The sequence below is a fragment of the Neobacillus cucumis genome (genome assembly GCF_023715505.1).
Window position 1 is genome coordinate 86473 of the sequence record NZ_JAMBOH010000011.1, and the last position, 23862, is coordinate 110334.

General features: G+C 40.6%; 19 protein-coding genes. 5 read left to right on the top strand and 14 right to left on the bottom strand.

Annotation, left to right across the window (positions count from 1 at the left end; translation table 11 throughout):
- Positions 1-29: 29 nt before the first annotated feature.
- The 3 genes from M3226_RS16860 to M3226_RS16870 all read right to left on the bottom strand — a co-directional run bounded on the left by M3226_RS16860 (position 30) and on the right by M3226_RS16870 (position 3810).
- Positions 30-1331 (bottom strand): pyrimidine-nucleoside phosphorylase, encoded by a 1302-nt coding sequence (locus M3226_RS16860; RefSeq protein ID WP_251567115.1) that lies wholly within the window; start codon positions 1329-1331, stop codon positions 30-32.
- 542 nt (positions 1332-1873) lie between these two features.
- Positions 1874-2671, bottom strand: coding sequence for a fumarylacetoacetate hydrolase family protein (locus M3226_RS16865; protein WP_251567118.1), 798 nt, complete (start codon positions 2669-2671; stop codon positions 1874-1876).
- A gap of 101 nt (positions 2672-2772) precedes the next feature.
- Complete coding sequence (locus tag M3226_RS16870; RefSeq protein WP_251567120.1) at positions 2773-3810, bottom strand: asparaginase; 1038 nt, start codon at positions 3808-3810, stop codon at positions 2773-2775.
- Positions 3811-3995: 185 nt separating this feature from the next.
- On the opposite strand from M3226_RS16870, the gene M3226_RS16875 reads away from it, so the two are divergent.
- The gene (locus M3226_RS16875) at positions 3996-4343 is read left to right on the top strand and encodes a helix-turn-helix domain-containing protein (protein WP_251567122.1); all 348 of its coding nucleotides are present in this window, start codon (positions 3996-3998) and stop codon (positions 4341-4343) included.
- 97 nt (positions 4344-4440) lie between these two features.
- Here the strand turns inward: M3226_RS16875 and aspA are convergent, their stop codons facing one another.
- A complete protein-coding gene (gene aspA / locus M3226_RS16880) occupies positions 4441-5871 on the bottom strand; it encodes an aspartate ammonia-lyase (protein WP_251567125.1) in 1431 nt (476 codons plus the stop codon).
- 451 nt (positions 5872-6322) lie between these two features.
- Between aspA and M3226_RS16885 the strand changes: the two genes are divergently transcribed.
- A complete protein-coding gene (locus tag M3226_RS16885) occupies positions 6323-7957 on the top strand; it encodes an APC family permease (RefSeq protein ID WP_251567128.1) in 1635 nt (544 codons plus the stop codon).
- Positions 7958-8574: 617 nt separating this feature from the next.
- Here the strand turns inward: M3226_RS16885 and M3226_RS16890 are convergent.
- Positions 8575-9537: a helix-turn-helix transcriptional regulator gene (locus M3226_RS16890; protein WP_251567131.1), complete on the bottom strand. Its 963-nt coding sequence runs from the start codon at positions 9535-9537 to the stop codon at positions 8575-8577.
- Between the two features lie 110 nt (positions 9538-9647).
- Between M3226_RS16890 and M3226_RS16895 the strand changes: the two genes are divergently transcribed.
- Both M3226_RS16895 and M3226_RS16900 read left to right on the top strand, forming a co-directional pair.
- Positions 9648-10127 carry a GyrI-like domain-containing protein gene (locus tag M3226_RS16895; RefSeq protein WP_251567134.1) on the top strand — a complete coding sequence of 160 codons (480 nt, stop codon included), beginning with the start codon at positions 9648-9650 and terminating at the stop codon, positions 10125-10127.
- Positions 10128-10148: 21 nt separating this feature from the next.
- Positions 10149-10616, top strand: a complete 468-nt coding sequence (locus tag M3226_RS16900; RefSeq protein ID WP_251567150.1) for a phage tail protein — start codon at positions 10149-10151, stop codon at positions 10614-10616.
- Positions 10617-10896: 280 nt separating this feature from the next.
- On the opposite strand, the gene M3226_RS16905 is transcribed toward M3226_RS16900, so the two are convergent.
- The 3 genes from M3226_RS16905 to M3226_RS16915 all read right to left on the bottom strand — a co-directional run bounded on the left by M3226_RS16905 (position 10897) and on the right by M3226_RS16915 (position 15884).
- The gene (locus M3226_RS16905) at positions 10897-11958 is read right to left on the bottom strand and encodes a tellurite resistance/C4-dicarboxylate transporter family protein (protein ID WP_251567152.1); all 1062 of its coding nucleotides are present in this window, start codon (positions 11956-11958) and stop codon (positions 10897-10899) included.
- 128 nt (positions 11959-12086) lie between these two features.
- A complete protein-coding gene (locus M3226_RS16910) occupies positions 12087-13397 on the bottom strand; it encodes a S8 family peptidase (protein WP_251567155.1) in 1311 nt (436 codons plus the stop codon).
- Between the two features lie 150 nt (positions 13398-13547).
- Complete coding sequence (locus M3226_RS16915; protein ID WP_251567158.1) at positions 13548-15884, bottom strand: YhgE/Pip domain-containing protein; 2337 nt, start codon at positions 15882-15884, stop codon at positions 13548-13550.
- Positions 15885-16297: 413 nt separating this feature from the next.
- Here M3226_RS16915 and M3226_RS16920 point away from each other — a divergent pair, with 413 nt between their 5' ends.
- Complete coding sequence (locus M3226_RS16920) at positions 16298-17740, top strand: L,D-transpeptidase family protein (protein WP_251567160.1); 1443 nt, start codon at positions 16298-16300, stop codon at positions 17738-17740.
- A gap of 183 nt (positions 17741-17923) precedes the next feature.
- Here the strand turns inward: M3226_RS16920 and M3226_RS16925 are convergent, their stop codons facing one another.
- The 6 genes from M3226_RS16925 to M3226_RS16950 all read right to left on the bottom strand — a co-directional run bounded on the left by M3226_RS16925 (position 17924) and on the right by M3226_RS16950 (position 23835).
- Positions 17924-18676 carry an EcsC family protein gene (locus tag M3226_RS16925; protein ID WP_308211954.1) on the bottom strand — a complete coding sequence of 251 codons (753 nt, stop codon included), beginning with the start codon at positions 18674-18676 and terminating at the stop codon, positions 17924-17926.
- 195 nt (positions 18677-18871) lie between these two features.
- Positions 18872-20083 (bottom strand): chromate transporter, encoded by a 1212-nt coding sequence (locus M3226_RS16930; RefSeq protein ID WP_251567163.1) that lies wholly within the window; start codon positions 20081-20083, stop codon positions 18872-18874.
- A gap of 52 nt (positions 20084-20135) precedes the next feature.
- Entirely contained in the window at positions 20136-21413 is a 1278-nt protein-coding gene (locus tag M3226_RS16935) for a LysM peptidoglycan-binding domain-containing protein (RefSeq protein ID WP_251567167.1), read from the bottom strand.
- Positions 21414-21515: 102 nt separating this feature from the next.
- Entirely contained in the window at positions 21516-22478 is a 963-nt protein-coding gene (locus M3226_RS16940; RefSeq protein WP_251567170.1) for a VOC family protein, read from the bottom strand.
- Between the two features lie 35 nt (positions 22479-22513).
- Entirely contained in the window at positions 22514-23299 is a 786-nt protein-coding gene (locus M3226_RS16945) for an SDR family NAD(P)-dependent oxidoreductase (RefSeq protein WP_251567173.1), read from the bottom strand.
- Between the two features lie 26 nt (positions 23300-23325).
- Positions 23326-23835 carry an aromatic-ring-hydroxylating dioxygenase subunit beta gene (locus M3226_RS16950; RefSeq protein WP_251567176.1) on the bottom strand — a complete coding sequence of 170 codons (510 nt, stop codon included), beginning with the start codon at positions 23833-23835 and terminating at the stop codon, positions 23326-23328.
- Positions 23836-23862: the final 27 nt, after the last annotated feature.

Below are 23862 nucleotides of genomic sequence, written 5' to 3' on the forward strand. Positions count from 1 at the left end.
AGATGATGTTTCTCCATTTATGATGCCAATTATTGAATTTCTGTATAGATCAGTGTAGGTGCGGCTACCTTTTCATCTGTAACCTTATAAGCGGAGTAAATTTTTTCGATTACTTCCTGAACATTTTCTTTGTTACTATGAATCGTAACCAAGGACTCTCCTGCCTCGACATGATCCCCCACTTTCTTATGAAGGACAACGCCTACTGCCAAATCGATGACAGATTCTTTTGTGGCCCGTCCTGCTCCTAACATCATAGCAGCGGTTCCAACCGTTTCCGCCGTAATTTCCGCCACATAACCAGAAGTTTTTGCTGGAACTTCAACCATATAGGAAGCGGTTGGAAGTTTACTAGGATCATCCACAACTGATGCATCTCCTCCTTGTGCTGCAAGGAAGGTTTTAAAGGTTTGTAATGCCTGGCCGCTCTGAATCGACTCTTTTAACATTTCACGTGCCTGGTTAAAATCAGAAGCTTTTTCAGCCAATACAACCATATGACTTCCAAGTGTTAAACAGAGTTCTTGCAAATCTTCAGGTCCTTGTCCTTTAAGCGTATCAATCGCTTCTTTTACCTCAAGAGCATTGCCGACTGCAAAGCCGAGCGGCTGGCTCATATCGGAAATGATTGCCTTTGTTTTCCGGCCGACCCCATTGCCGATCTCCACCATCGACTGAGCTAATTCTTTCGCATCGTCAAGATTTTTCATGAATGCTCCGCTGCCTGTTTTAACATCTAGAACAATCGCATCAGCGCCTGCAGCAATTTTCTTACTCATAATGGAACTGGCAATCAGCGGAATGGAGTTAACCGTTGCGGTTACATCCCTAAGTGCATACAATTTTTTATCGGCAGGTGTTAAATTCCCGCTCTGACCAATGACAGCTACTTTATTTTGATTCACTAATTGGGTAAATTCTTCATTTGAAATTTCCACATGGAATCCCTTAATCGATTCCAATTTGTCAATTGTTCCTCCAGTATGGCCTAAGCCTCTTCCTGACATTTTTGCAACTGGAACGCCGACAGAGGCAACAAGAGGTGCCAGCACAAGGGTTGTTGTGTCGCCAACTCCACCGGTACTGTGCTTATCTACTTTAGTCCCTTCTATGCCTGAGAGGTCGATTTGGTCACCGGATTGAACCATTGCCTCCGTTAAGCTAACGCGTTCCTCTTTTGTCATTCCCTGAAAAAACACAGCCATTGCAAAAGCTGACATTTGATAATCAGGAATATCTCCTGTTGTAAACCCGTTTATCAAGAATTGAATTTCTTTTTTGGTTAATTCGTAACCATCACGTTTTTTCTCAATTACATCAACCATTCTCATTGAAGCGCACCTCTTTTTGTATAAATATTATCTAATACTTTATCGAAACCTAGTACCTGAATACAAACGTAAGATGTCAGACGTCTAACAGACAACTTTATTTTACTCCTTTGTTACTAAAGTTGTAAACCCTTTCTTTTTTTGAAGTTAATGGTAATCGCAACCAGTACAATGGAGGGAGGTTTACCTTTTCGCTGAGTTCGTTTTTATAAAGCCAGCGCTTTCATTTTTGCAAAATTCTTATTTTTTAACACTGGCAAAGAGTTTTTAAATCCATATGATTACTATAGTAGTAGTAACCTATTTTGTAAAGTGGTTTCCAATTTGTTTTAGTTTTATGATTTATCAAAAAAATAGGTAATAAGAAAGAATGATCTTACAAATCTTCTTGTTATGGATATAAGGGGAAGGTTCTCATGCTAGTTTTAGAGTTCAAAAAACAGGGGGGGGTTTACGATTTCTAATCAAAGGGAAGAAGCACGGGGACGGTTCCCGTGCTCCTAAGAGGCCTAATTAGGCCCCTTCATCTTTTTTTATATCTGCTACAATACATAATTAAATAGTTTACCGATATTCTCTACTTCCACAGTTACGGCATCGCCTGCCTTCATTGGACAACTGCCAGATGGGGAACCAGTAGCCAAAACATCACCAGGCTCCAGTGTCATAATCTGTGAAACCCAGCTGATAAGGAAAGGAATGGAGAGTGACATCTGATTCGTATTTCCATCTTGTACGATTTTTCCATTTAAAGTGGTAACGATTCGTAAATTAGTTGGATCAAGGCCTGACACAATCCACGGCCCCAACGGTCCAAATGTGTCAAAACCTTTGCCGCGTGTAAATTGGGGATCCGTTTTTGTAAGGTCTCTTGCCGTTACATCATTAAAGATTGTACAGCCAAAAACATAATCCAAAGCCTCTTCTTCTTTTATATTTTTACCACGTTTTCCAATGATAAGGGCTACTTCCCCTTCCATTTCTACCTGCTTGGTTAAATCACTTGACGGAAGAATGATATCCTCTCCATTTGGAATCAAGGAAGAGGCTGGTTTTAAAAACATAAATGGCTCTTTGAGGTTAGCCTTTCCCCCGGTCTCCCTTGCATGTTCAGCATATGTCCAGCCAAAATTAATCACCTTTGAGGGTGCTACAGGCTCTAAAACTTTGACATCACTATATTTAAGTCTTATACCATCATATTTTAGTTGATTGTTTGCAATTTCAGTAAAAGTACTGGACAATTGTAAAATTTCATCACCCTCAACAATTCCGTAAAATACTTTACCGTTAGAATTCTGATAACGAACGATCGTTTGTGTTTTTTGTAAAACCTTCATTAGCGTACCCACTCCATGTATGGATGTATCTTGTCACGTGTCCTTATAAAGACAGAATTGTAGATTGCCCTCATAGTCGACCTATTTTTCGATCTCCACTATTAAAGCAAACGAATAAGTGGTTCGATTTCGATATCGTCTTCTTGATCTGATTTGGCGGTTAAGTCCTCTGCCATTGGCGTTTCAATGATTTTCTTAACCTGTTCCAAAGATTCAGCTTGTCCCAACGCCCACATTAATTTGGGAACGATAGCTTCTGTATTCATATCCCCAGATAAAATAACTTGATGCTGAGCTACCTTTCGGCCCACTTCATATAGAAGCAGGTCTTCTCCTTCTTCCAGGCATTGCGTGGTAATTACGATCGCAACCCCCTGTTCCGTAAGCTCTTGGATTTTTGAAAGCAAGTTCCTTCCTTCAAAAGGCAAGCCGCCATTACCGAAGCTTTCAATTATGATTCCTTTATATAAATCTTTTAAATAATCAAACGTCTCAGGCTTCATACCAGGATATAATTTCATCAGAAATACATCGGTACATAGGTTAGCGTTAAAAGAAAACTCTTTCGACGCCCGGACAGGTTTCCATTGGTAGTGTATTTCATTTCCATTTACGTAAGCGACATACGGATGGTTAATACTTTCAAATGCATCATAACTTTTTGTTCTCATTTTGACTGCTCTCGTTCCGAGAATGACTCGGCCATCAAATAGGACAAATACGCCGCCAATATCCTCACAAGCAAACCGAAGCGCATCGGTAACATTTTTCTTCGCATCGGTTTTTTGAAAGCTGATCGGAACTTGGGATCCGGTCAGCACCACCGGTTTTTCCAGCCCCTGAAGCATATAGGAAAGGGCTGAGGATGTATACGCTAACGTATCGGTCCCATGTGTAATGACAAATCCGTCATAATCATGATAATGGATATAGACGGCCTCAGCGATCTTTATCCATTGCTCTGGCTGCAAATTGGTACTATCGATATTCATGATGATTCTTCCGTCAACATGAACATCACCTGATGTTTCTGGTAAAAAGTTCAGCAATTCTTCAACAGACAATTCAGGAACAAGCCCCTCATTCCTCTCCACTGAGGCAATGGTTCCACCGGTAGCAAGCAATAAAATCTTCTTCACAAGCAACATCTCCATTGAAAAAGGATGGTCAAGATTTACGCGCAACGCGTATTTATATAAGCTATTATATAACTAAATTATGAAAAATCAATATAATGTTCTCGTTTCGCGTATATTTTTCTAGTATTCGCTAATTTTCAATGGTATAATAAATCCAATATTAAAAAGCTGGAGGCCTCGAGAGCATGCTGGAACGTTTATCTGTATTAAGAAAAGAGCGAAAATGGTCCCTACAAGAAACGGCCGACAAACTTGGGATAGCAAAAAGCACTTATGCCGGTTACGAATCAGGATACCGTGAACCCTCCCTCCATTCCTTATTACAAATTGCAGGTTTATTTGATACAACGGTGGATTACTTATTAGGAGCAGAAAAGGATGATACTATTGAAATTACCGATTTTGCAAAAAGCCACAGTCACAGACTTTCAATAGATGGGGAACTTTTATCAGTCGATGAATTAAACGATTTTGTCTCTTTTGTGAGGGTGAAAAGAATATTGAGTGCAAAGGGAATGAGTAAAGAAGCCTAGATATGGGATCATCATAGGGTTTTCCAATAACAAAACAGCACCTCTAATGAACATTAGAAGGTGCTGTTATTTTTTTAGAAAAGTACTTTTAAACCATTTACTCTCTTTCCAGCAGGGCTGCACCGGCGATTCCGGGATGTGTCATTTCATAGGGGTCGAGGATCAGATTAAGCTCATCTTCTGTTAACACATCATACTTCAAGCACAGTTCCCGGATGGGAGCACCGCTTAAGATGGCCTCCCGTGCAATTTTAGCCGCTGCTTCGTACCCAATATGGGGGTTAACGGCCGTAATGACGCCAACACTTTTTTCTACATAGTCTTTTAATCTCTCTTCATTCGCCTTTATTCCTTTTAAACAATTTTCGGTAAAACTGCGGAAGGCATTATTCATAATGCTGATCGACTGCAGAAGATTAAAAACGAGAACAGGCTCCATTACATTCAGTTCAAGCTGTCCTGCTTCGGAGGCAAGGCAGATCGTATGGTCGTTCCCAATGACTTGAAAGGCTACCTGATTAATGACCTCTGGCATGACTGGATTTACTTTTCCTGGCATGATCGAAGAACCAGGCTGACGTGCTGGCAACATGATTTCACCCAAACCGGCTCTTGGTCCTGAAGCCATTAAGCGCAGGTCGTTAGCGATTTTTGACATATTAATCATACACACCTTCAATGCTGCTGATACTTCTGTATAGGCATCTGTATTTTGCGTCGCATCGACAAGATGTTCAGCACCCACCAGCGGCAGGCCGCTTATATCTTTAAGATGTTTGACCACATACTCTATATAACGCGGGTCCGCATTTAAACCTGTTCCTACGGCTGTTGCCCCCATGTTCAATTCATACAAATGCTGGCGTGATTGCTTAATCCGTTTGATATCACGTTCGACTGCGCGGCTATATGCTTCAAATTCCTGCCCAAGTCGAATCGGTACCGCATCCTGAAGATGGGTGCGTCCCATTTTAATCACAGGATTGAACTCCTCCGCCTTTTGCTGAAAGACGGAATGCATCTCTTCCATGGTTGCCAATAGTTTCTCTAAAAGATTTAGAACGGCAATATGAATCGCTGTAGGAAATGAATCATTCGTCGATTGTGACATATTGACATGGGTATTAGGACTGCAGTGGAAATAGTCCCCCTTTTCTTTCCCTATTAACTCAATGGCACGGTTGGCAAGGACTTCATTTACATTCATGTTAATTGAGGTTCCTGCGCCGCCTTGGATAGGATCGACGATAATTTGATCGTACCATTTGCCTTCCATCATTTCATCTGCTGCCTTAATGATCGCTTCTCCAATGCCTGAATAGAGCCGTTTAACCTCTATATTTGCCATCGCAGCTGCTTTTTTCACCATCGCCATTGCCTTAATTAATTCTTCATGAATTCGATACCCAGTGATGGGAAAGTTTTCAACCGCGCGAAGTGTCTGGACCCCATAATAAGCTTCGGCAGGAACTTCTTTTGAGCCTAAAAAATCCTTTTCTGTTCTCATTGGACTCTTTGTGATGGACATATCTTTCACTCTCCCCTATGTAAAGTAAAATCATAAACAGCATCTCCATAAAAGGAACATCAAATTTACGCGAAACGCGTATTTACACTAGCTATTATATTATTAAATTTCGAAAAATCAATATAATGTTCTCGTTACGCACACTATTATTCTAGTCTATCCCATAACTCTTATCAGTTGGTGAGATAATCAATTATTTTTAATCTTCTGAAGATAAAAATCGAAAATGTTCTCGTTTTGAGTACAAAATATTGATTTCTTTCTATTTTCAGTTTATAATTTCCATAAAAGTTCGCATAACGCGCATATTTTTTGAAATGGGGGTGTTACGGATTAGGAGGTTATTAAAAATATAAAACTCCTAATTAACAAAAGTTGTATAGATAATGATGTTTGGGAATTTTTTGTAAACGCTTTATACCTTTGTTCTAAATATGAGAGGGGAAAACAAATGAATCAATTGCATCGAAAAATGGGGACTTTTTCATTGACTATGGTTGGGCTCGGATCGATTATTGGGTCCGGTTGGTTATTCGGAGCTTGGAGAGCGGCACAAATTGCTGGACCAGCGGCTTTTATCTCTTGGATCATTGGTATGATCGTCATCTCATTTATTGCACTTTCTTATAGTGAATTAGGCTCCATGTTTCCTGAAGCAGGCGGAATGGTAAAATATACGCAGTACTCACACGGCTCGTTTGCAGGATTTCTCGCGGCATGGGCAAACTGGATAGCAATTGTTTCTGTCATTCCAGTTGAGGCCGTGGCATCTGTTCAATATATGAGTTCCTGGCCATGGAAATGGGCGCAATGGACACATGGTTTAGTAGCAAACGGAAGTCTTACCGGAGGAGGTTTAGCCATTGCCTCTGGATTACTAATAATCTACTTTTTCATTAATTACTGGACAGTCAGTTTGTTTTCAAAAGCGAATTCATTTATTACGGTCTTTAAAATCATTATACCTGGACTTACGATTGGGACACTTTTATTTGCCGGCTTTCATGCCTCTAACTTTACTTCTACAGGAAGTATCGCACCGAACGGCTGGGCGGGTGTGCTTACCGCTGTAGCCACTTCTGGTATTATCTTTGCATTCAATGGTTTTCAAAGTCCAATTAATATGGCGGGTGAGGCAAAGAATCCTGGACGTTCTATCCCCATTGCCGTAATTGGTTCCATTTTAATTGCCACCGTTATCTATGTTTTATTGCAGATTGCTTTTATTGGGGCAGTTAATCCGTCTATGATCGCAAACGGATGGCACCATTTAACTTTCAATTCACCGTTTGCCGACTTAGCTATTTCATTAGGCATAAACTGGTTAGTAATTATTCTTTATTCTGATGCTTTTATTTCTCCTTCCGGGACAGGTATTACTTATACGGCAACCACTTCACGGATGATTTATGGAATGGAACAAAGCAAGTACTTTCCAAGTGTATTTGGAAAACTTCATCCCCTTTATGGTGTCCCGCGTCAAGCCATGTTTTTAAACCTGGGTGTGTCTTTCTTATTTCTATTCCTGTTTAGAGGCTGGGGCGTATTAGCAGAGATTATTTCAGTTGCAACTTTGATCTCTTATATTACAGGTCCAGTTACGGTGATGACCTTGAGACGCACAGGTGCAGACCTGTACCGCCCATTACGCTTGAAAGGATTACGTTTCATTTCGCCGATTGGATTCGTGATAGCTTCCTTAGTTCTATATTGGGCAAAATGGCCGCTGACCGGACAAGTATTATTTATCATTATGATCGGCCTTCCCATTTATTTCTATTATCAAGCAAAACAAAAATGGAAGGGATTCCGTCAAAACTTCTTCGCAGGGCTGTGGATGGTTGCTTACCTATTATGTATGATGATCGTTTCATTCCTGGGAAGTGAAAAATTTGGCGGACTTAATGTCATTCCATTTGGCTGGGATATGGCCTTAGTAACATGCATGTCTCTTTTATTCTACAGTTGGGCAATAAAGAGCGGATTCAAAACAGAATTTTTGGAACAAGGGCAGAAAGTGAACGATGACTTAAGATCAAAAGAGTACAAAATGGAATCTCAATTGGATAAGAAAAATGCTATATAATAAACGATTCCTAGTACGCAAATTCGAACTTCTAATTTGCGTACTACAGAAAAAGCACACATTTATAGGTGAGGGTAAAGTACCATTTCTAATTAGGAGCAAGATGACCAAAAATAGTAAGCCATAAAAGATATGCCATTAATGGTATGGCCTTTATGGCTATTTCTTTCTCCGGTGCTTTATTGTAAAAACAATCCCAATCTTACAAGCATTAGAAAAGCGCAAGCGCCTTGGTTAGCCCCGACAAGCACAAGACGAGCCGGCCGAAAGGTTGCTCTTTAACCTTTTGGCCGGATTGGCTTGTGACCTCGAGGGGCTAGGCGCTGGAGCTGGACAATTTTCGAAGTCAAAAATATTTATACTTTCTTATCTTTTAAAAAAGACCTCATTTACTTGTGGTACGGCTCAACGTAACTCATCTAAATGAGGTTTAATTTTTTTTCACCCAAAATAATTTTACTAGAATTTCAATAAAGAACAGTACTGATAAAAATACTATTATCCTTTTAAAATACTTCTATTTATTAGGAAGAATTTATCTTTTCTGGGTGTGTGAAAATAAAGAGTAACTGGAAACTTGCCAGGCTCAAAATTATATGAGTATTAACTTGCACCGTTTATGGGCAGAATATTCGTAATCTCTCTTGTAAACTCGCTAAAACTTCTTCTGGCATTTCCTTGACCTTGATATCCCCGCCTAGGAAAAGCAGCCAACTTGTCATTTCATTCAATTCTTCGGGATTATGAACATCGATAAAAGTCTTTAAAATGGCTGTGGCTTGGTAAGGATTCGTATAGGAAAGTGATACTTTTAAAGGGTGGTATTTTTTAAACTGAGCAATCGCTTTTGGACCAAGTTCAAGAACAAGGTTGATTACCTCCTCCTGCTTACTTAGTTTTTCTACCATCTTTTTCTTACTTAATCTATTTATCGTTGGGTAGGATTGGACATTGGTGAGATTGTCGACATTAAAGATCTGCTTCTTTTCTTCCTTTAAGTCAAAACCTTCAATCAGCCACAGGCTTTTTTCACGATAAAGGTGCAAGAGATAAATGGGATAAGACCTTATTACCTTCTCTTCTTTAATAGTGATCAATAAATATCGATCCAAAAGAAGGACTTGGATGAGTTTTTCTAACATGGGATGAGGGAGGTCTGACAGATCAAGCAGGTCAGGGTTATTCGGGTTGGTCCCTTCAAATAGCAAGATTTGATTTAAAAGAACTATGGTCTCTTGCTGGTTTTCTGAGATGAGGCCTAGTAACTTTTCAGCTAAAGACTGACGACTCTTTAGATAGGGGAGCTGTTGATTTTTTGTGGCCATAAAGGCAATAAAAAGAGCTTTAATTTCATTATCAGTAAAGCGAACAGTGGGCAGGACAGAGTTGTTCATGACAAAATACCCCCCATCCCTGCCAACTTCAGCGACAAGCGGCATCCCCATAGCTTCAATTTCTCTGATATCTCTAATAGCTGTCGAACGAGAGATGTTAAATTCCCGCATGATTTCAGAAATTGTAAAGTGAGCGCGATTGTTGATATACCGCATGATGATATTAATCCGTTCAACTTTTTTCATCTGGACCTCCTAAACAGTATCATTTTTTGACATCATTTAAGGCTATTATAAACTCATCAAGTGGAAAGACAAATCATTTGATTAATTTTAAAAAAAGGAAGGTTTTAATTATGGCAGATTATACGCTAGAAGAAAAAGATAGCTTTACTGTTTTAGGTTTTGGAATTGAGCTTAAGAGCGATTACACAGACTATGCTGGCATAAGCCAGGAAAAGTCAGATTTTTGGGAGACCGTCAAACAAGATGGAAGGCTTGACACTTTAAAGACAAATGCCACAAATGACTACATTTTTGCCGTGAATGAAGCGGTGAATAATAAGATGATGCATTATGCTGGCGTCATGACAGAGACATCGTTACCGGAAGCAACGAGAGTTATCCAATTTCCTAAAGGGGAGTACCTAGTTGTTAAAGGGGAAGCGAAAACGGCTGATGAGTTGAGTAATATGCTCACTGGCATTGCCTTTGGTCAAGTCTTGCCAGAAGCAAAGAATTTTGCCTATGTTGGCGGGCCAAATGCAACGGTTGAGATGGGGCAGCGAAATGGCTTAGTATTTGGTGAAATATGGATTCCTGTTGTTAGGAAATAAAGAGATAAGAGGAGGATGGAATTGTCTTATATCGTTGATTTTAAAAATGTGTCTACGGTTGGTTTACTGTCTTCACCTGTAGCAGAAGCGCTTGCTGGTTTACGTGCCAATGAAGCCCGTTATTTTATGAACAAATACAAGCATGAATTTACGGTTGTACCAGCTAGCGAGTCCAGCGAGACACTTGATTATGTGAATCGAATTTTGAAGGAAGAACGTGATATTGAGTTTGCAGCCAAACCTTTAGAAACATCTCGTTTTCAAGTGGAAAATATCAAAATGGCCTACGTCTTTTATGAGGATGGTCTTGAGGTCAACGTCATGTATACGGTTGATGACCCTAAGCCGAAGCGAGCTGTTGGTTTTAAGCTTTCTGAGGGGATGGAGGTACCAAAGGAGCTAGAAGGGAAGTTTAAGTTTGCTAGGCAGAAGTCTAAACTAGCTGGAACCATTCGGGGCTCGTATTTTGTTATTAAAGGAGAATATTAAAGTAAACAAAAGGATATGTGGAGGATTTCAGCCATCTTTTTGTATATGGCCATTCTTTTTTATTTGGATAGGAAATCCTGATTGAGCAAAAAAATTAAGTTCCCGCAAGAACAAAAGTACAAAACAGCACTTCTCCATCAAATTAGGGTAAGTGCTGTTTGTTTTTCGCAAAACCTCATTTATTTGTGATACCGTTCATCATATCTTAAGTAATTTAAAATGAAAAGATTCTACTGGATGCAGTACAGAAGATCGAAAAAAAGCTCGTAGAAACACCGCTCTACAAGCTTTTCTCCTCCACTGACTTAGCGTAATGAATACGTTGAAAAAACATGTGGTGGATCATGCCCAAAAACACAAATACCCAAGCAGCCAGTGCAATATACACCATAAACCGAGGAATCACGGTTAAAAATGGAACCCCCAGCGCCTTAGACAACTGATAGGTACTCGTCGTATACATTGCCAGCGGAAACGCCAGCCCCCAAAACTGCGGATCATACGATAAAGGATAACGATGATAAAGATGACGCCAGATCATCAGAATAAACATCAGTGGAATCCACCAGGTACCCATAATCCAGAAAAACAACGTAAACCCTTTTAAAAAGGGAGTAATTTCAACCAGTAACGGCCAATACTTGGCATTCAAAATGAGCGAAGAACCTGCCAATGTAGTAATCGCAACCGCCCCCATATTAATCCAGTACGGGGGTGTCAGGGCTGAATGATCAAGCTTTAAAAAGGTAAAGCGGTAAAAAATCAATGTGATAATGTTGAGGTACAACATACAGCCAAGAAAATACATACATAACGTAAAAAACAAGGCAACATCCTGCCCCCGTTCCATATAGGGCACAAGCAGCGTTCCAAGGATGGAGATCGAGTGCGTTGCGACCGCCGCAATCAACCAGGCCCCATTAATCCCTTCAGCAAGCGCTGGCTTCTCCTTGCGAATCGTAACCGCTGAAAAAAAGGTATACATGATCACGACCCATAGAAGAATCGCCAGCCCCCATAAATACACGGCAACCCTATAAAAATCAGTAATAATAATAAGCTGGCAGCCAAACATACTGGTTCCGGCAACGATCGTAAAAAATCCGGGCCCAGCGGTATGGCTCATCAAATCGGCAGCCATTCTAGGAAAATAGCAAAAAAACCGAATAAGCGTTAAGATCCATAAACCAATATATGCCGCTGCGTTTAGATAGAATAAAATCTTAGCAATCAAGTCCATTCCAAGAAAATAAGTTCCGATGGAGAGGGCCCCCGTGGCCATTACCAGCGCAAAATAGCCTGGGAATAGATGAACTGCTTTTTGTTTAAAAAAAGAAAACACGGTCTCCCCCCTTATTAAGTCTCTCTTTAGATCATTTTATCACATATGTACTAGGCAAAACTTATAAACAAATTGATAGTAGAAAAGATAAGAGGGTGTCTAATACTAAAACACCCTCTCTAACATGATTAAGGAATCGAGTTATTAGCATCAATATACCCTGCACCATATACATTATAGTCCCTGTCCTTCCACAAAACGGTACCGGAAGTTAGTAAGTTTTTGATTTCGTCGGGGCTTAATTGTGGGTTACTTTCTTTTATCAAAGCAACGATTCCAGCACAAATCGGTGTCGCCATAGAAGTTCCCGATAAAGTAAAGTAATTACTTCCTACTCGGCTGCTCTTTTGAGCCCTGTCCAAATAGGAGTTAGGTGACCTTAATGAAACAATATCAACCCCTGGAGCTAAAATATCCGGCTTTTTCACATTATAAATTGTCGGCCCCCGGCTGGAAAAACTAGCGACATCATCATCTGTTCTTTGCAAGGTGTCCTTGTCATCGAACGCTCCCACCGTAATCACTCGGTCACTTATACCAGGACTTGCAATGGTACTCCGGTCCGGACCTTCATTTCCAGCTGCGACACATACGACGATGCCCGATTCCCAAGCACTCTCCACAATTTTAACCATTGGATCATGATTCTCTGAACGATAATTGCGGGCAGTACTTCCTAACGACATACTAATAATATCAATCTTATTAGCAGGATTTTGTTTATTGTATAGAATACACCATTCTACACCAAGCATAATCGTTTCAAGAGAACCTGAACCTGATCTGTCCAGAACTTTAACCCCAACTAGATGTGCTTTTGGAGCAGGCCCCGTATACTTTAAAGACGCTGAAGCAGCATCTCCCGCACAGTGCGTCCCATGACCGTTATCATCATATGGAGCAGTCCTGTTATTAATAAAATCCACAAAATCTGTAATTCGGCCAGATAAATCAGGATGTGGATAAATTCCTGTATCGACAATGGCAATCTTAACCCCGCTGCCTGTTAGTTCTTTTCCGTTTCTTATGATTCCTTTAGCATTCGCTGATGGAACGGCTACGTTTAAAAAAGCCTTCACTTCACTATTTAAATAGACTTTCTTTATATGGTTACAATTTGTGAGAAGCTCTTCTAATCCATTCGGCGTAAGGTCTGCACTGCTGCAGGAAATCCGGTGAAATTGGTGTCTCAACCGATTTTTCCTATGGCGTCCCACTATCTCACCTACTACTTGGCATCCCTCTTCGAAGCAGCCTTCCTCAAACTCAATAATAACAGATAATTTTTTCCTCTTTTTTATGGTCCCTTCAAAAAAATCATGCAAAAAGCATGGTGTCCATTTGAAAGGTTTATAAAGGTTTAAGATACTTTCACGTAAGGAATGATCCAGTTTATGTGCATGTGATCGTACCATTTGAACCATTGAATAACCAAACATCCATATCCCTCCATTCTTTTGCTCTATCAGTCTATGAATGGAAGAAAATATGGCATCAACGCTTGTCCGAAAGTTGTCAAAAAAAGGCGAAAGTAATCGACAATAAAAAATAGCAGCCTGGGTCTCAAGCTGCCATTTTTCATCATTGTATTATTGTACCTGCACTTCTGGCTGGCGTTTAAATTTTACGATAAAGAAACTCAAGGTTGCTACTAGGAATAGAACAAAGAAGACGGCAAGATATCCGATATTGTCCCACATAAATCCAAAGTCACCCGTTGAAATAACCGCTCTAAAACCAGAAATCGAATAGGTCATCGGCAAGAAATGACTAATATGCTGCAGGAATGTTGGTCCCAGTTCAATCGGATACGTTCCCGCACTGCCTGTTAATTGCAAGATCAAGATAATTACAGCTAAGAAACGTCCTGGATTATCAAGAGCTGTCACAAGGAACTGAATGATCGCCAAGAAGGCCCAGCTTGTCATAATACTTAACAGTATAAAATAAGGAACGCTCTTCACTTCAAGCCCGAGGCCTAACAGCATGACCGCGTCCACTAACAACGCCTGGCCAATACCAACCGCCAAAATAACCCCTGCTTTTCCTAAAAACCAACTAAATCCGCTCTTCGGTTTTGAAGCTGGTTGAAACATTGGGAAAATAACAGACAGCATAAGCGCACCAACAAAAAGGCTAAGTGACAAGAAATAAGGAGCCAAGCCGCTGCCGTAGTTGGGAACATGGTTCATCTTCGTACTTTTAAGACTAACTGGTTTGGCAAACATATCGTACACACGGTTATTAGCTTTAACATCACTAGCATCCTTTGCTCCGCTATCCAATTGATGGCTCAATTCCTTCGAGCCATCCGATAGTTTCGCCATACCGCTGGTTAAATCGGATGATCCATCTGCAAGCTTGGTCATCCCGTTATTCAAGTCCATTTCGCCATTGTAAAGCGATGTGGTACCAGATGCTAATTGGTTAGCGCCTTGTGCAAGCTTATTCGTCCCATCTTGCAATAAAGTGGAACCGGATGCTAACTGGCCTAACCCAGATGTCAGGCTGTTGGAGCCATTCACAATTTGGCCGAATCCTGTTTGGGCTTCATCAAGCTTGGCCCCAAATTGAGCAAGCCCTTGTTTTAACTGTCCCTGACCGTCTAATACCTGTTTTGCCCCGCCTGATAATTGATTAATGCCTTCGGCCAATTTCTCTTGACCTTGATTTAACTGACCCGCGCCGGCAGCTAACGAACCTGCGCCTTGTTTGATTTGGCCAGCACTGCTTGACAAATTACCCACACCTGAAGCAACCTGCTGGCTCCCTTGTGATAGTTGTGTCAGGCTGTCCTTTAGGGCCGTCAATTTTGCCTTTTCGGCTGGGTCTGTCGAACTATCCGCCATGTTGCTTACTTGACCAAGCAGCTGCTCCAGTCCTTGGCTTACAGAATCGGCCCCAACCTTTGTTTGGTCTGCTCCTGTCTTCCATTGATCTAAGGAATCAGAGAGCTGGGAAGCACCGTCCGCAAGCCGCTGTGAACCATTTTGCAGACTAGGTAAATTAGCTGCGGCTGAAGCTAAGCCATCCGATAATTGCTTTGTGCCAGATTCACTTTGAGTCGCACCTGTTAATAGCTTTGTATTGGCATCTTTCATCTGAGTAAGTCCGGTGTTAAATTGCTCCAATCCGCTTTGAAGCTCTTTGGAGCCAGAGGAAGCCGATATAACCCCTTCTGAAAAGTCGACCGATTTTTCGGCTAAAACTTCAAGGTTTTCCTTAATGGTTTGGGTACCGGAATCTACGGATTTTGCACCATCCGCTAATTTAGCCGCACCACTGCCGGCAGAATTGATTCCATTCTCTAGTTTTCCGGCACCATCTTTAGCTTCATTAATTCCATTATAAAGCTCCCCGGCCCCGTCACTAGCCTTGTTCAATCCGTCAGCAACATCTTTTAAACTGTCAAACATCGACTCTGCATAGGTTTTCGTGACAGAGCTTGAGACTTCTTCTTTTATTTTTTCAATGGCTGAATCGCCGATTTTTGATGATAAGTAGTTATTCCCTTCATTAACCGTATAGATGAGATTTAGTTTTTCAGGATGATCACTTTGTAATGTGGTGGCATTTTTTGAAAAATCTTTCGGAATTTCGATCTCTAAATAATAATCTTGATTTTCCAAGCCTTGTTTTGCTTTTCTGGCACTAACAAAATTCCAGTTAAAGCTTTTTTTCCCTTTTAAGTTCTCCACTAAATCCTTACCAATCGTCAACTTCTCACCATTGTAGACGGCACCTTGGTCGTTATTCACAATCGCCACAGGCATACGGTCTAAATGGGCATATGGATCCCAAAAGGCCCATAAATAAGTTCCGCTGTAAAGCACCGGAATTGTCATCACACCGATAATAGCGATTAGTAATTTACGCGTGCGAAGGATTTTCAGAAACTCACTTTTCACCGATGTGAAAGCTTTCATATCATTCACCTCATTATTATTCTATTAAATTCTTATTGACCAATATTCTCAAATGGTCATTTTTTTATAAAAAAAATTTTCTCCCTAAAATACTAAGTCACCTTTAAGTATCGGGCTATAACCATCTCCTGTTAACTGACCATTTTGGTATTTCGGTCATTTATTGGACGGTATTACTATACCACGGCTTTTTATTGGATTCAACTATAATCTCCTACTTCCAAAAATTTATTAAATTTTTCACATAGTTACAAATTACGACAAAGTTAAAATAAAAAATTTAGTAGAATGGTAGTTATAATTTAAGGTTATTTTAAGAGTGTTGTAATATAATTGTAATGTTCGAATTACAAATGAAAAGTAAAGGCGGTTGACGTTAATTGCTGGGTCACCGGGTTGAGGGGGAATTTTTCATGGAAAATGCGGTAAATGAATCAGCGGAAATGGATAAACAACGGGTAACACCATCCAAATGGTATAAGAATTGGAAGGTGATCACACCTGGTATCATCGTTCTGGTTGCACTCCTATTGGGCGGAATCAGTTATTATCAGGCAAACCACTTTAATGCAAATATCAAGATTAACGGCATAGATGTCAGTGGACTAACCGCAAATGAGGCACTTGAAAAATTAAAAACAACCATTTTAAAAAATGAAGTCTATGTCGGACAACAACAAATTTTAGATGGAACAGATACGAAGATGGGATTTACGGATCAAGACCTGTCAGGTGTTAAAAAAATAGCAAAAAGCCAGCGGACGTTTTTTCCTTCTTCAAAGGCAAAAAATTATTCACTAATACCAACCCAACCAGATACATATCACAGCCAAGAATTGAAAAAACAATTGGAAGAAAAGCTAATCTCTATGAACAAGAGTTTAAAAGTTCCCCAAGATGCACAAGCTCATTTGGAGCAAGGCAAAATTGTCGTTTCAAAAAGCGTGGACGGGGAGCAATATGATGTCGCCGGCCTAGTAAAGGCCTTCGAAAAGCAAGGATTTACAAGTGAAATCCATCTGAATCCTGTATTTATACTCCCGGTCAAAGAAGACAGTGAGATTGTAAAAAAAGAAGAAGAAAAGCTGCAAGAACTCCTTCAGAAAACGGTTGAATATAAAGTACAGAATCAAGTTTATTCACTAAAAGCCAGCGAACTAATCAAAAGTGCTTCTGTGACTAAAGATTTAAAAGTTACCATTGATACAGATGATATTAAAAACAAGATTACTGAAATTAATGATTCTCAGTCTACATTAAATAAAAACTTCAAATTTAAGACCCATTCAGGTTCAGTGATTTCGGTTAAAGGACAAGGCTATGGCTGGGCATTAGATGTGGACAAAGAAACTGCACAGGTCGAGGCCGCTTTTGAAAAAGGAACAACATCCATTTCTGCTTCTAGTATTATCGGACATGGCTGGAGCGGTGAAGGCTACGGTTATGAAACGACCGGGAACAATGGTATTGGCGATACCTATGCGGAAGTATCGATTGCACAGCAGCGTATTTGGATATACAAAAAAGGAAAATTAGTCGTCACAACGAGTGTGGTAACAGGGAAACACAGTACTGGTGAAGATACATCAAAAGGTGTTTGGTATATCCTCTACAAACGAACACCAGCCACACTCAGAGGCAGCCATGTAGGCAGTGGATCTTATGAAGTTGAGGTTCAATATTGGGCACCATTTACGAACAGCGGACAAGGCTTCCACGATGCCAGCTGGCGTAAAAACTGGTCAAGCACAGCCTACCTAAATGCAGGTTCTGGCGGCTGCGTCAACACACCGCCAAGTGTTATGAAAACCGTCTATAACAATTTAAGCACATACGAGCCGGTTGTTGTTTATTAAAGGAAGCGCGGGGACGGTTCTTCTGCTTAGGAAGTAGGAGAACCTTCCCATGTATCAAAAAGGGTGCATTACGGTATCAACCGTTCTGCACCCTTTTCTATTTGATGTATAAAATACGGAGAACCTCCAATAATAAACTAAATTTACTAAAATAAACTTTTTGTATAAAAATATGAGGACTTGCTAATCTAGCTGGTCATTTGAATCTTGTCCTTGCGTCAGCCTCTCCAGAATCCTCCTTTTCCGATAAAGCATCATCCCTGTTTCAGCCAAATCATTTACCATCGACCGATTGGTAAATGCCCCGAAAATCATCCCGGCAATCGGTACCATTTGAAAAAGCTTCTTCCAGCCAAACTGATCCCGATATGTATACACTACCTCACGCCATCCTTGCAGCTGTGAAACCATTTCACCCGATTCTCTCTCTTGTCGACCATACTGGGAAAGCTCATTCAAAATCGCCCGTTTCCCGACAATATCAGCAGATGAAAATTGCAAGCATTTCACAATGAAAACCCGCTCACTTTGATCGCTTGGATCATAACCATGAATAAGCGCAATTTCCTGTAATGTTTTTAAAGAAATAGCCATTAAAGCCGGGATATCGATAGCAAGCGTAAAAATTCCGCCGATTCCAGTGCTGGCACCTTGGATGGCAGCAAACTTCTTCCTCTGCTCAGTAAGCTCAATGCTTAACTTATGCATTGTCGTAATAGGGATTTCTTTAATATCCGATACATCGTTGATTGGCTTCCCAATCTCTTTTTCTACTTTTTCAAAAATAGTCTCTTTTTTTATTAAATAACTGCCGCCAGTTTGTATATAAGAACCGATTTCTTCAAGTAAGTTGCCAACTTTGTTATGAATGAATTGAGGAGTTAGTTTATCCAGAAGCTTAAATGGCAGTCGGCCTAGACGCTCCCAAAACCACAAGTCACTTTGGTCTTTTTTCCCATTTTTCTATTACAGATAGCTCGTCCAATAATTGTTCTCTAGTTTCCATTTATACATAGCCACCTTTCTTCTATATTAATTGCCGGTTATATACTTACGAAAACTAACTTGTTTGGTTTCAATATCTGGAAAGGTGGAGGTTGCAGATGAAAAGGCTCCTGAGTTTTACAATCCTTATGAAAGAAATGTTAATAGCGAACCACCGGCTGCACCAGTAACAACGATGACCCAAGGTGGCAACTTCCAATAAACTAACATACTAAATAGAACTGCGGCAAAAGCAAAATCCATTGGTTCCATAATGGAACTAGTCCAGATTGGCTGATAAAAGGCAGAAATTAAGATCCCTACCACTGCTGCATTTACTCCCATTAACGCTCCATTAATTTTTTGATTACGCCGTAGAGCCTCCCAAAAAGGCAAGGTCCCTAGAATAAGCAGGAATGCCGGTAAAAAGATTGCGAGCGTAGCAATTAGCCCGCCAATCCCCCCATTCATAACCGCACCTAAATAAGCGGCAAAAGTGAATAACGGACCAGGAACAGCTTGTGCCGCACCATATCCCGCAAGGAATACTTCTTTACTGATCCATCCGTTCGGTACAAATTCCCGTTCAAGCAATGGCAGTACTACATGTCCCCCGCCAAAAACAAGGGAACCAGACCGATAAAAACTGTCAAAAACCGCAATCCAATGCCACGAAGTAACCTCTCTTACTAGAGGAAGAAGGATCAGTAATGTAAAAAATAAGCTTAAACAAATAACACCAAACCTGCGTGATATAGGAAATTGATTTTTTGAATCTGTATTTCCATTGTTCTTAGAGTAGATAAGAAAACCAAAAATGGCTGCAATCAAGATGACCACTACCTGTGTGTATGAGGTTTGCCATAATAAAGTGGCAACCAATGCGAATAAGGCAAGCGCTTTTCTTTTTAAATCGGGCGTCAACTTTTGGGCCATGCCTAAAATAGCCTGCGCCACAACCGCAACAGCTACAACTTTTAAACCGTGAATCCAGCCAGAATTCTCAATGTCAATTCCTTGCAAGATCAACGCAAAAATAATCAGGGCCAATACAGATGGTAACGTAAATCCAAGAAAGGAGATGATGCCACCTAAAACACCTGCACGCATCACACCAATTCCAATTCCCACTTGGGAACTAGCAGGACCGGGTAAAAACTGACATAGAGCCACTAAATCAGCATAACTTTTTTCATCCATCCACTTCCTACGTCTAACATACTCCTCGTGAAAATAGCCTATGTGAGCAATCGGTCCGCCAAAAGAGGTTAATCCCAATTTTGTTGAAACCAGCCATAGCTCTACTAAAGTCTGCATAGAAGTCCTTCTCTTGTCTTCTCTAACAGCTTCATGTTTCATTAATTCTCCCCCCTTTTATCCAAAATCCTCTTATCTCCATTGTAATTATAAGTTATTTTCCCCTGTTTTTAATAACTGTTATATCCTTATTTAAAAATGCCCAATTCTGTGGTGCTGGCAAACTGATTTGCCAAAAAGTGGTTCCAACTAATTGGTGAATATCAATAAGTTTATACTTTTCAATATAACTTCGAATATCTTCGAACCAAACCACATGCTCTACCGTCCCGGCCCAATAACGATACCAGGGAGATCTAGCTGTAGGATCAAATTGAATAGGTTCTCGAACGGAAATGGCTTGATTTTGTGCCGCAAGCACAGATAATCCTTGGGTTGCATTTGTAGCGACCACTTTATCATAGCCATATAGCGGCATTGCCATTAACAGTTTTTGTGGACTTACTTGAGTGAGTGCATACTCGATCACCTGTTCAATCCATCCGTAGGGTGCGATTGGTTCAGGCGGGCCGCCAGGGTAACCATAATCGATCGTCATGACCGCCATAAGATCAGCTACGGTTCCAATTGCCCCATAATCATAAGCGCCCACAATCCGATTAGTCGGTAAATCCGCTGCTTTGGCATGGACATTAACATTTAGAATTAAATCTCCTAATTGTCTCTTTAATTCTTGTAAGAATAATGTAAAATCATCTCGCCTTGCTGGAGGAATGAACTCAAGATCAAGACTTACACCGCCAAACCCTCTACTAGTTGTGAGATTGACGATGCTTGTAACTAAATTCTGCCGATAGGTTGAGTTTCCCAGCACCCCTCCTGCTAGCTCAGCACTGAAGCCACTAGTGGTAAAGTTCCGGATCATTAATAATGGGATAATATTTAATTGTTTGCATTTCGCAATGATGGCAGAGTCGTCTATTTGAGCGTAAGCGAAACCCTCACTGGTAAAGGCATAGTTCACGATTGCTAAGTAGGTTAGTTGAGTGGATAGTGATTCTATAATAGAGAGGTTTGTCGTCGATCCGGAGGGCACTAAGAATCCAAGCGTACTAAGTGTTAATTTAATTGGTGAGGGAATATTAATGACTTGACCGATTCGAAGTCGTTTCAAATCAATTCCTGGATTAGCAGGACTTATCGATGAAGGATTCGTTTTAAATCGCTCGGCCAATTCCCAAAGGGTGTCACCAGCTTTTATTTGATAGGCCCGTATGGACAGAGAATTGTCCGGAATATAAAGAGCAAGACCCGGAACCATTTCTGTAGTAGATGGTAACCCGTTTACACTAACAATGGTATGAATTGACACATTATACCTTTGGGAAATAGACCACAGATTTTCACCAGTACCAACGACATGTACCGTCATCCTCTCACCCCTTCCCTAACATCATATTAGCGAGTGGAATTAATATACTGCTGGATGTAAAAGAAAAACGGACTTTTGTCACAAGTCCGTTTTTCTTGCCAATCAAGATCTTTCAAGCAGTTCAATTATTACTTTATATGTAGCGGTGGTATCCATATAAGCGTATCTTCCTTTGCCATTCCAGAAATTTCCCTTTTGAATAATTGGATAGCCCATATTCTCCAATACCCTCACTTTTTCGTCCATATCATTTACCAAAAATGAAATATGGTGGACCCCTTCTCCTTGTGTTTCCAGGTGCTTTTTCCACGTACTTGGTGAATCCCCTGGCTCGATTAATTCAAGTTGAAGTAAAGGGGTATTAATAAACATATATTTTGACTCACCCTCAGTTGGTTTTCCTTCAAAAACAACCTGAGTCACTTCACTTGGATCGGACTGAATAACAGGAGGTTTTTCTACACCTAATAACTTACAGTACTCTTCTGCAGCAGCATCAAGATCTTTTACGACAATAGCAAACTGCTCTATTTTATTCGTTCCTAATAACGGGGTGAAGACATCAGTTCTAGGAGCGGTATCTCTGGGTTCAGCACTTTCTAAGAGCTCCATTAGAATCTTATGACTCTTTAAGGTATCGACATATACATATCTTCCATCACTGGAAGTAAATTCTCCGCTTTGGAGTAATGGATAACCATTTTCCTCAAAAACAGGAAGTTTATCTTTTATGGAATCCACGTCAAAGGCGAAATGATGAATCCCTTCACCTACTGTATCCAAAAATTCACTTATTGTCCCAGGTTCTTGATCTGGTTCAATCAGTTCAATTTGCACTGTAGGTGTATTCATGAATACGAGCTTACTGCGGGAATCACTTGGCTGGCCGCGAAAAGTGACTTTCGAAACTCCACGATCACCAGTTAAAAACCAATTTGGTTTCGGTATACCCAGAAGTTGAGCAAATGCTTCTGATGCCTGCTCAATATCCCGAACAACAAATGCAATTTGATTAATGACGTTATTCCCAGCCAACGGCTTTTTATCAGTTAATGAGTGGGCCATTTAACAATCACCTCAATGTGTCTTTTAGATCGTAATCAACCAAGCCCGCGAACAGCTAATCCTCCGTCGCTTGAGATTACCTCACCCGTAATAGCACGTGCCTGGTCCGAAGCAAGCAAGATATAGGCCCCTACATGGTCTTCTGATTTCATCGCAATTTGCAGTGGATTCCGTTTTTTAATACTTTTCTCTTTCGTTTCATTATCAACTATCTTTACGAAGGGCTCGAGCGGCGGAATAACATGTAACGCAGTTAAAGTACCTCCTGGGGCCACCGCATTCACTCGAATTTCAGGTGCTAATTCAAACGCAAGCTGACGCATTAAACCAATTTGAGCATGTTTGCTCGCGGTGTACCAGACTCCGCCTCCATCTGGATAGAATCCTGCCCCAGAAACAGTTAAAATCATATTCCCGGATGTTTTCTTAAGCTCCGCAACCGAAGCTTTTGCCCCATTAAAATAGCCCTTCACATTGATATCCATCAGCAGGTCATAAGCAGCTGACATCGCTTCCGGTGTAACATGTTCAAACTTGGCAAATCCATCAAAAACACCTGCATTGGCAACAAAAACATCTAACTTTCCAAAGGATTCTACTGCAGTTTCAACTGCATGAACATGGTCTTCATATACCGTTACGTCACCTTCGATACATTGAACCTTTTCACCAAATTGCTGTTTCAATTCATGTAATCCTTCTGCCGACTTATCAAGGATCGTAACAGCTGCACCTTCTTTGATAAATGCTTCGGTGACAGCCCTTCCAATACCAGAGGCACCTCCGGTCAAATAAATAGACTTGCCGCTAAGCTGAGCCATCAAGTCTGCCCCCTTTTCTTCAGCCATTAAACAAAAATAGCGAGATTTCTTGTATTTAATGTGGTTTGGTCTACAATGAAAACACGCTTCGACAGCTTCCATTCCCCAGCCACATACGTGAATTCATCCTGACGCTCCCCAGAAATTAAATCGTGATGGATATCTGTACTTCGGCTTCGATAAATCGTCAAATAACTGTTTACAACGGCTTTTTCATTCGGAATGTAGTCAAGAAGCCGGACATTATTGACGGATCTTCGTGTCCGTGAAGGAGGAATTTCCGCCCAGGCGTAATCTGTTTTCAAACGGTCTACGCGGATCTTCAATAATTCAATATCATCATGAAATGCAAACATATCTAAGGAATAATCCGGACGTTCAATACCTTCCTTATTCACTCGAACCGGCATTTGATAGGTAATGTCAGGGTGCAGCAAGCTAAACCAGCCATCAAAATCAATATCATCGAGCAGCTTAGCTTCTACATACAACCATTGTTCAAATTCATAGGTCGCCAGCATTTTCTCTAAACTCATCCCTACTCCTCCAATCTTTTTAATAGA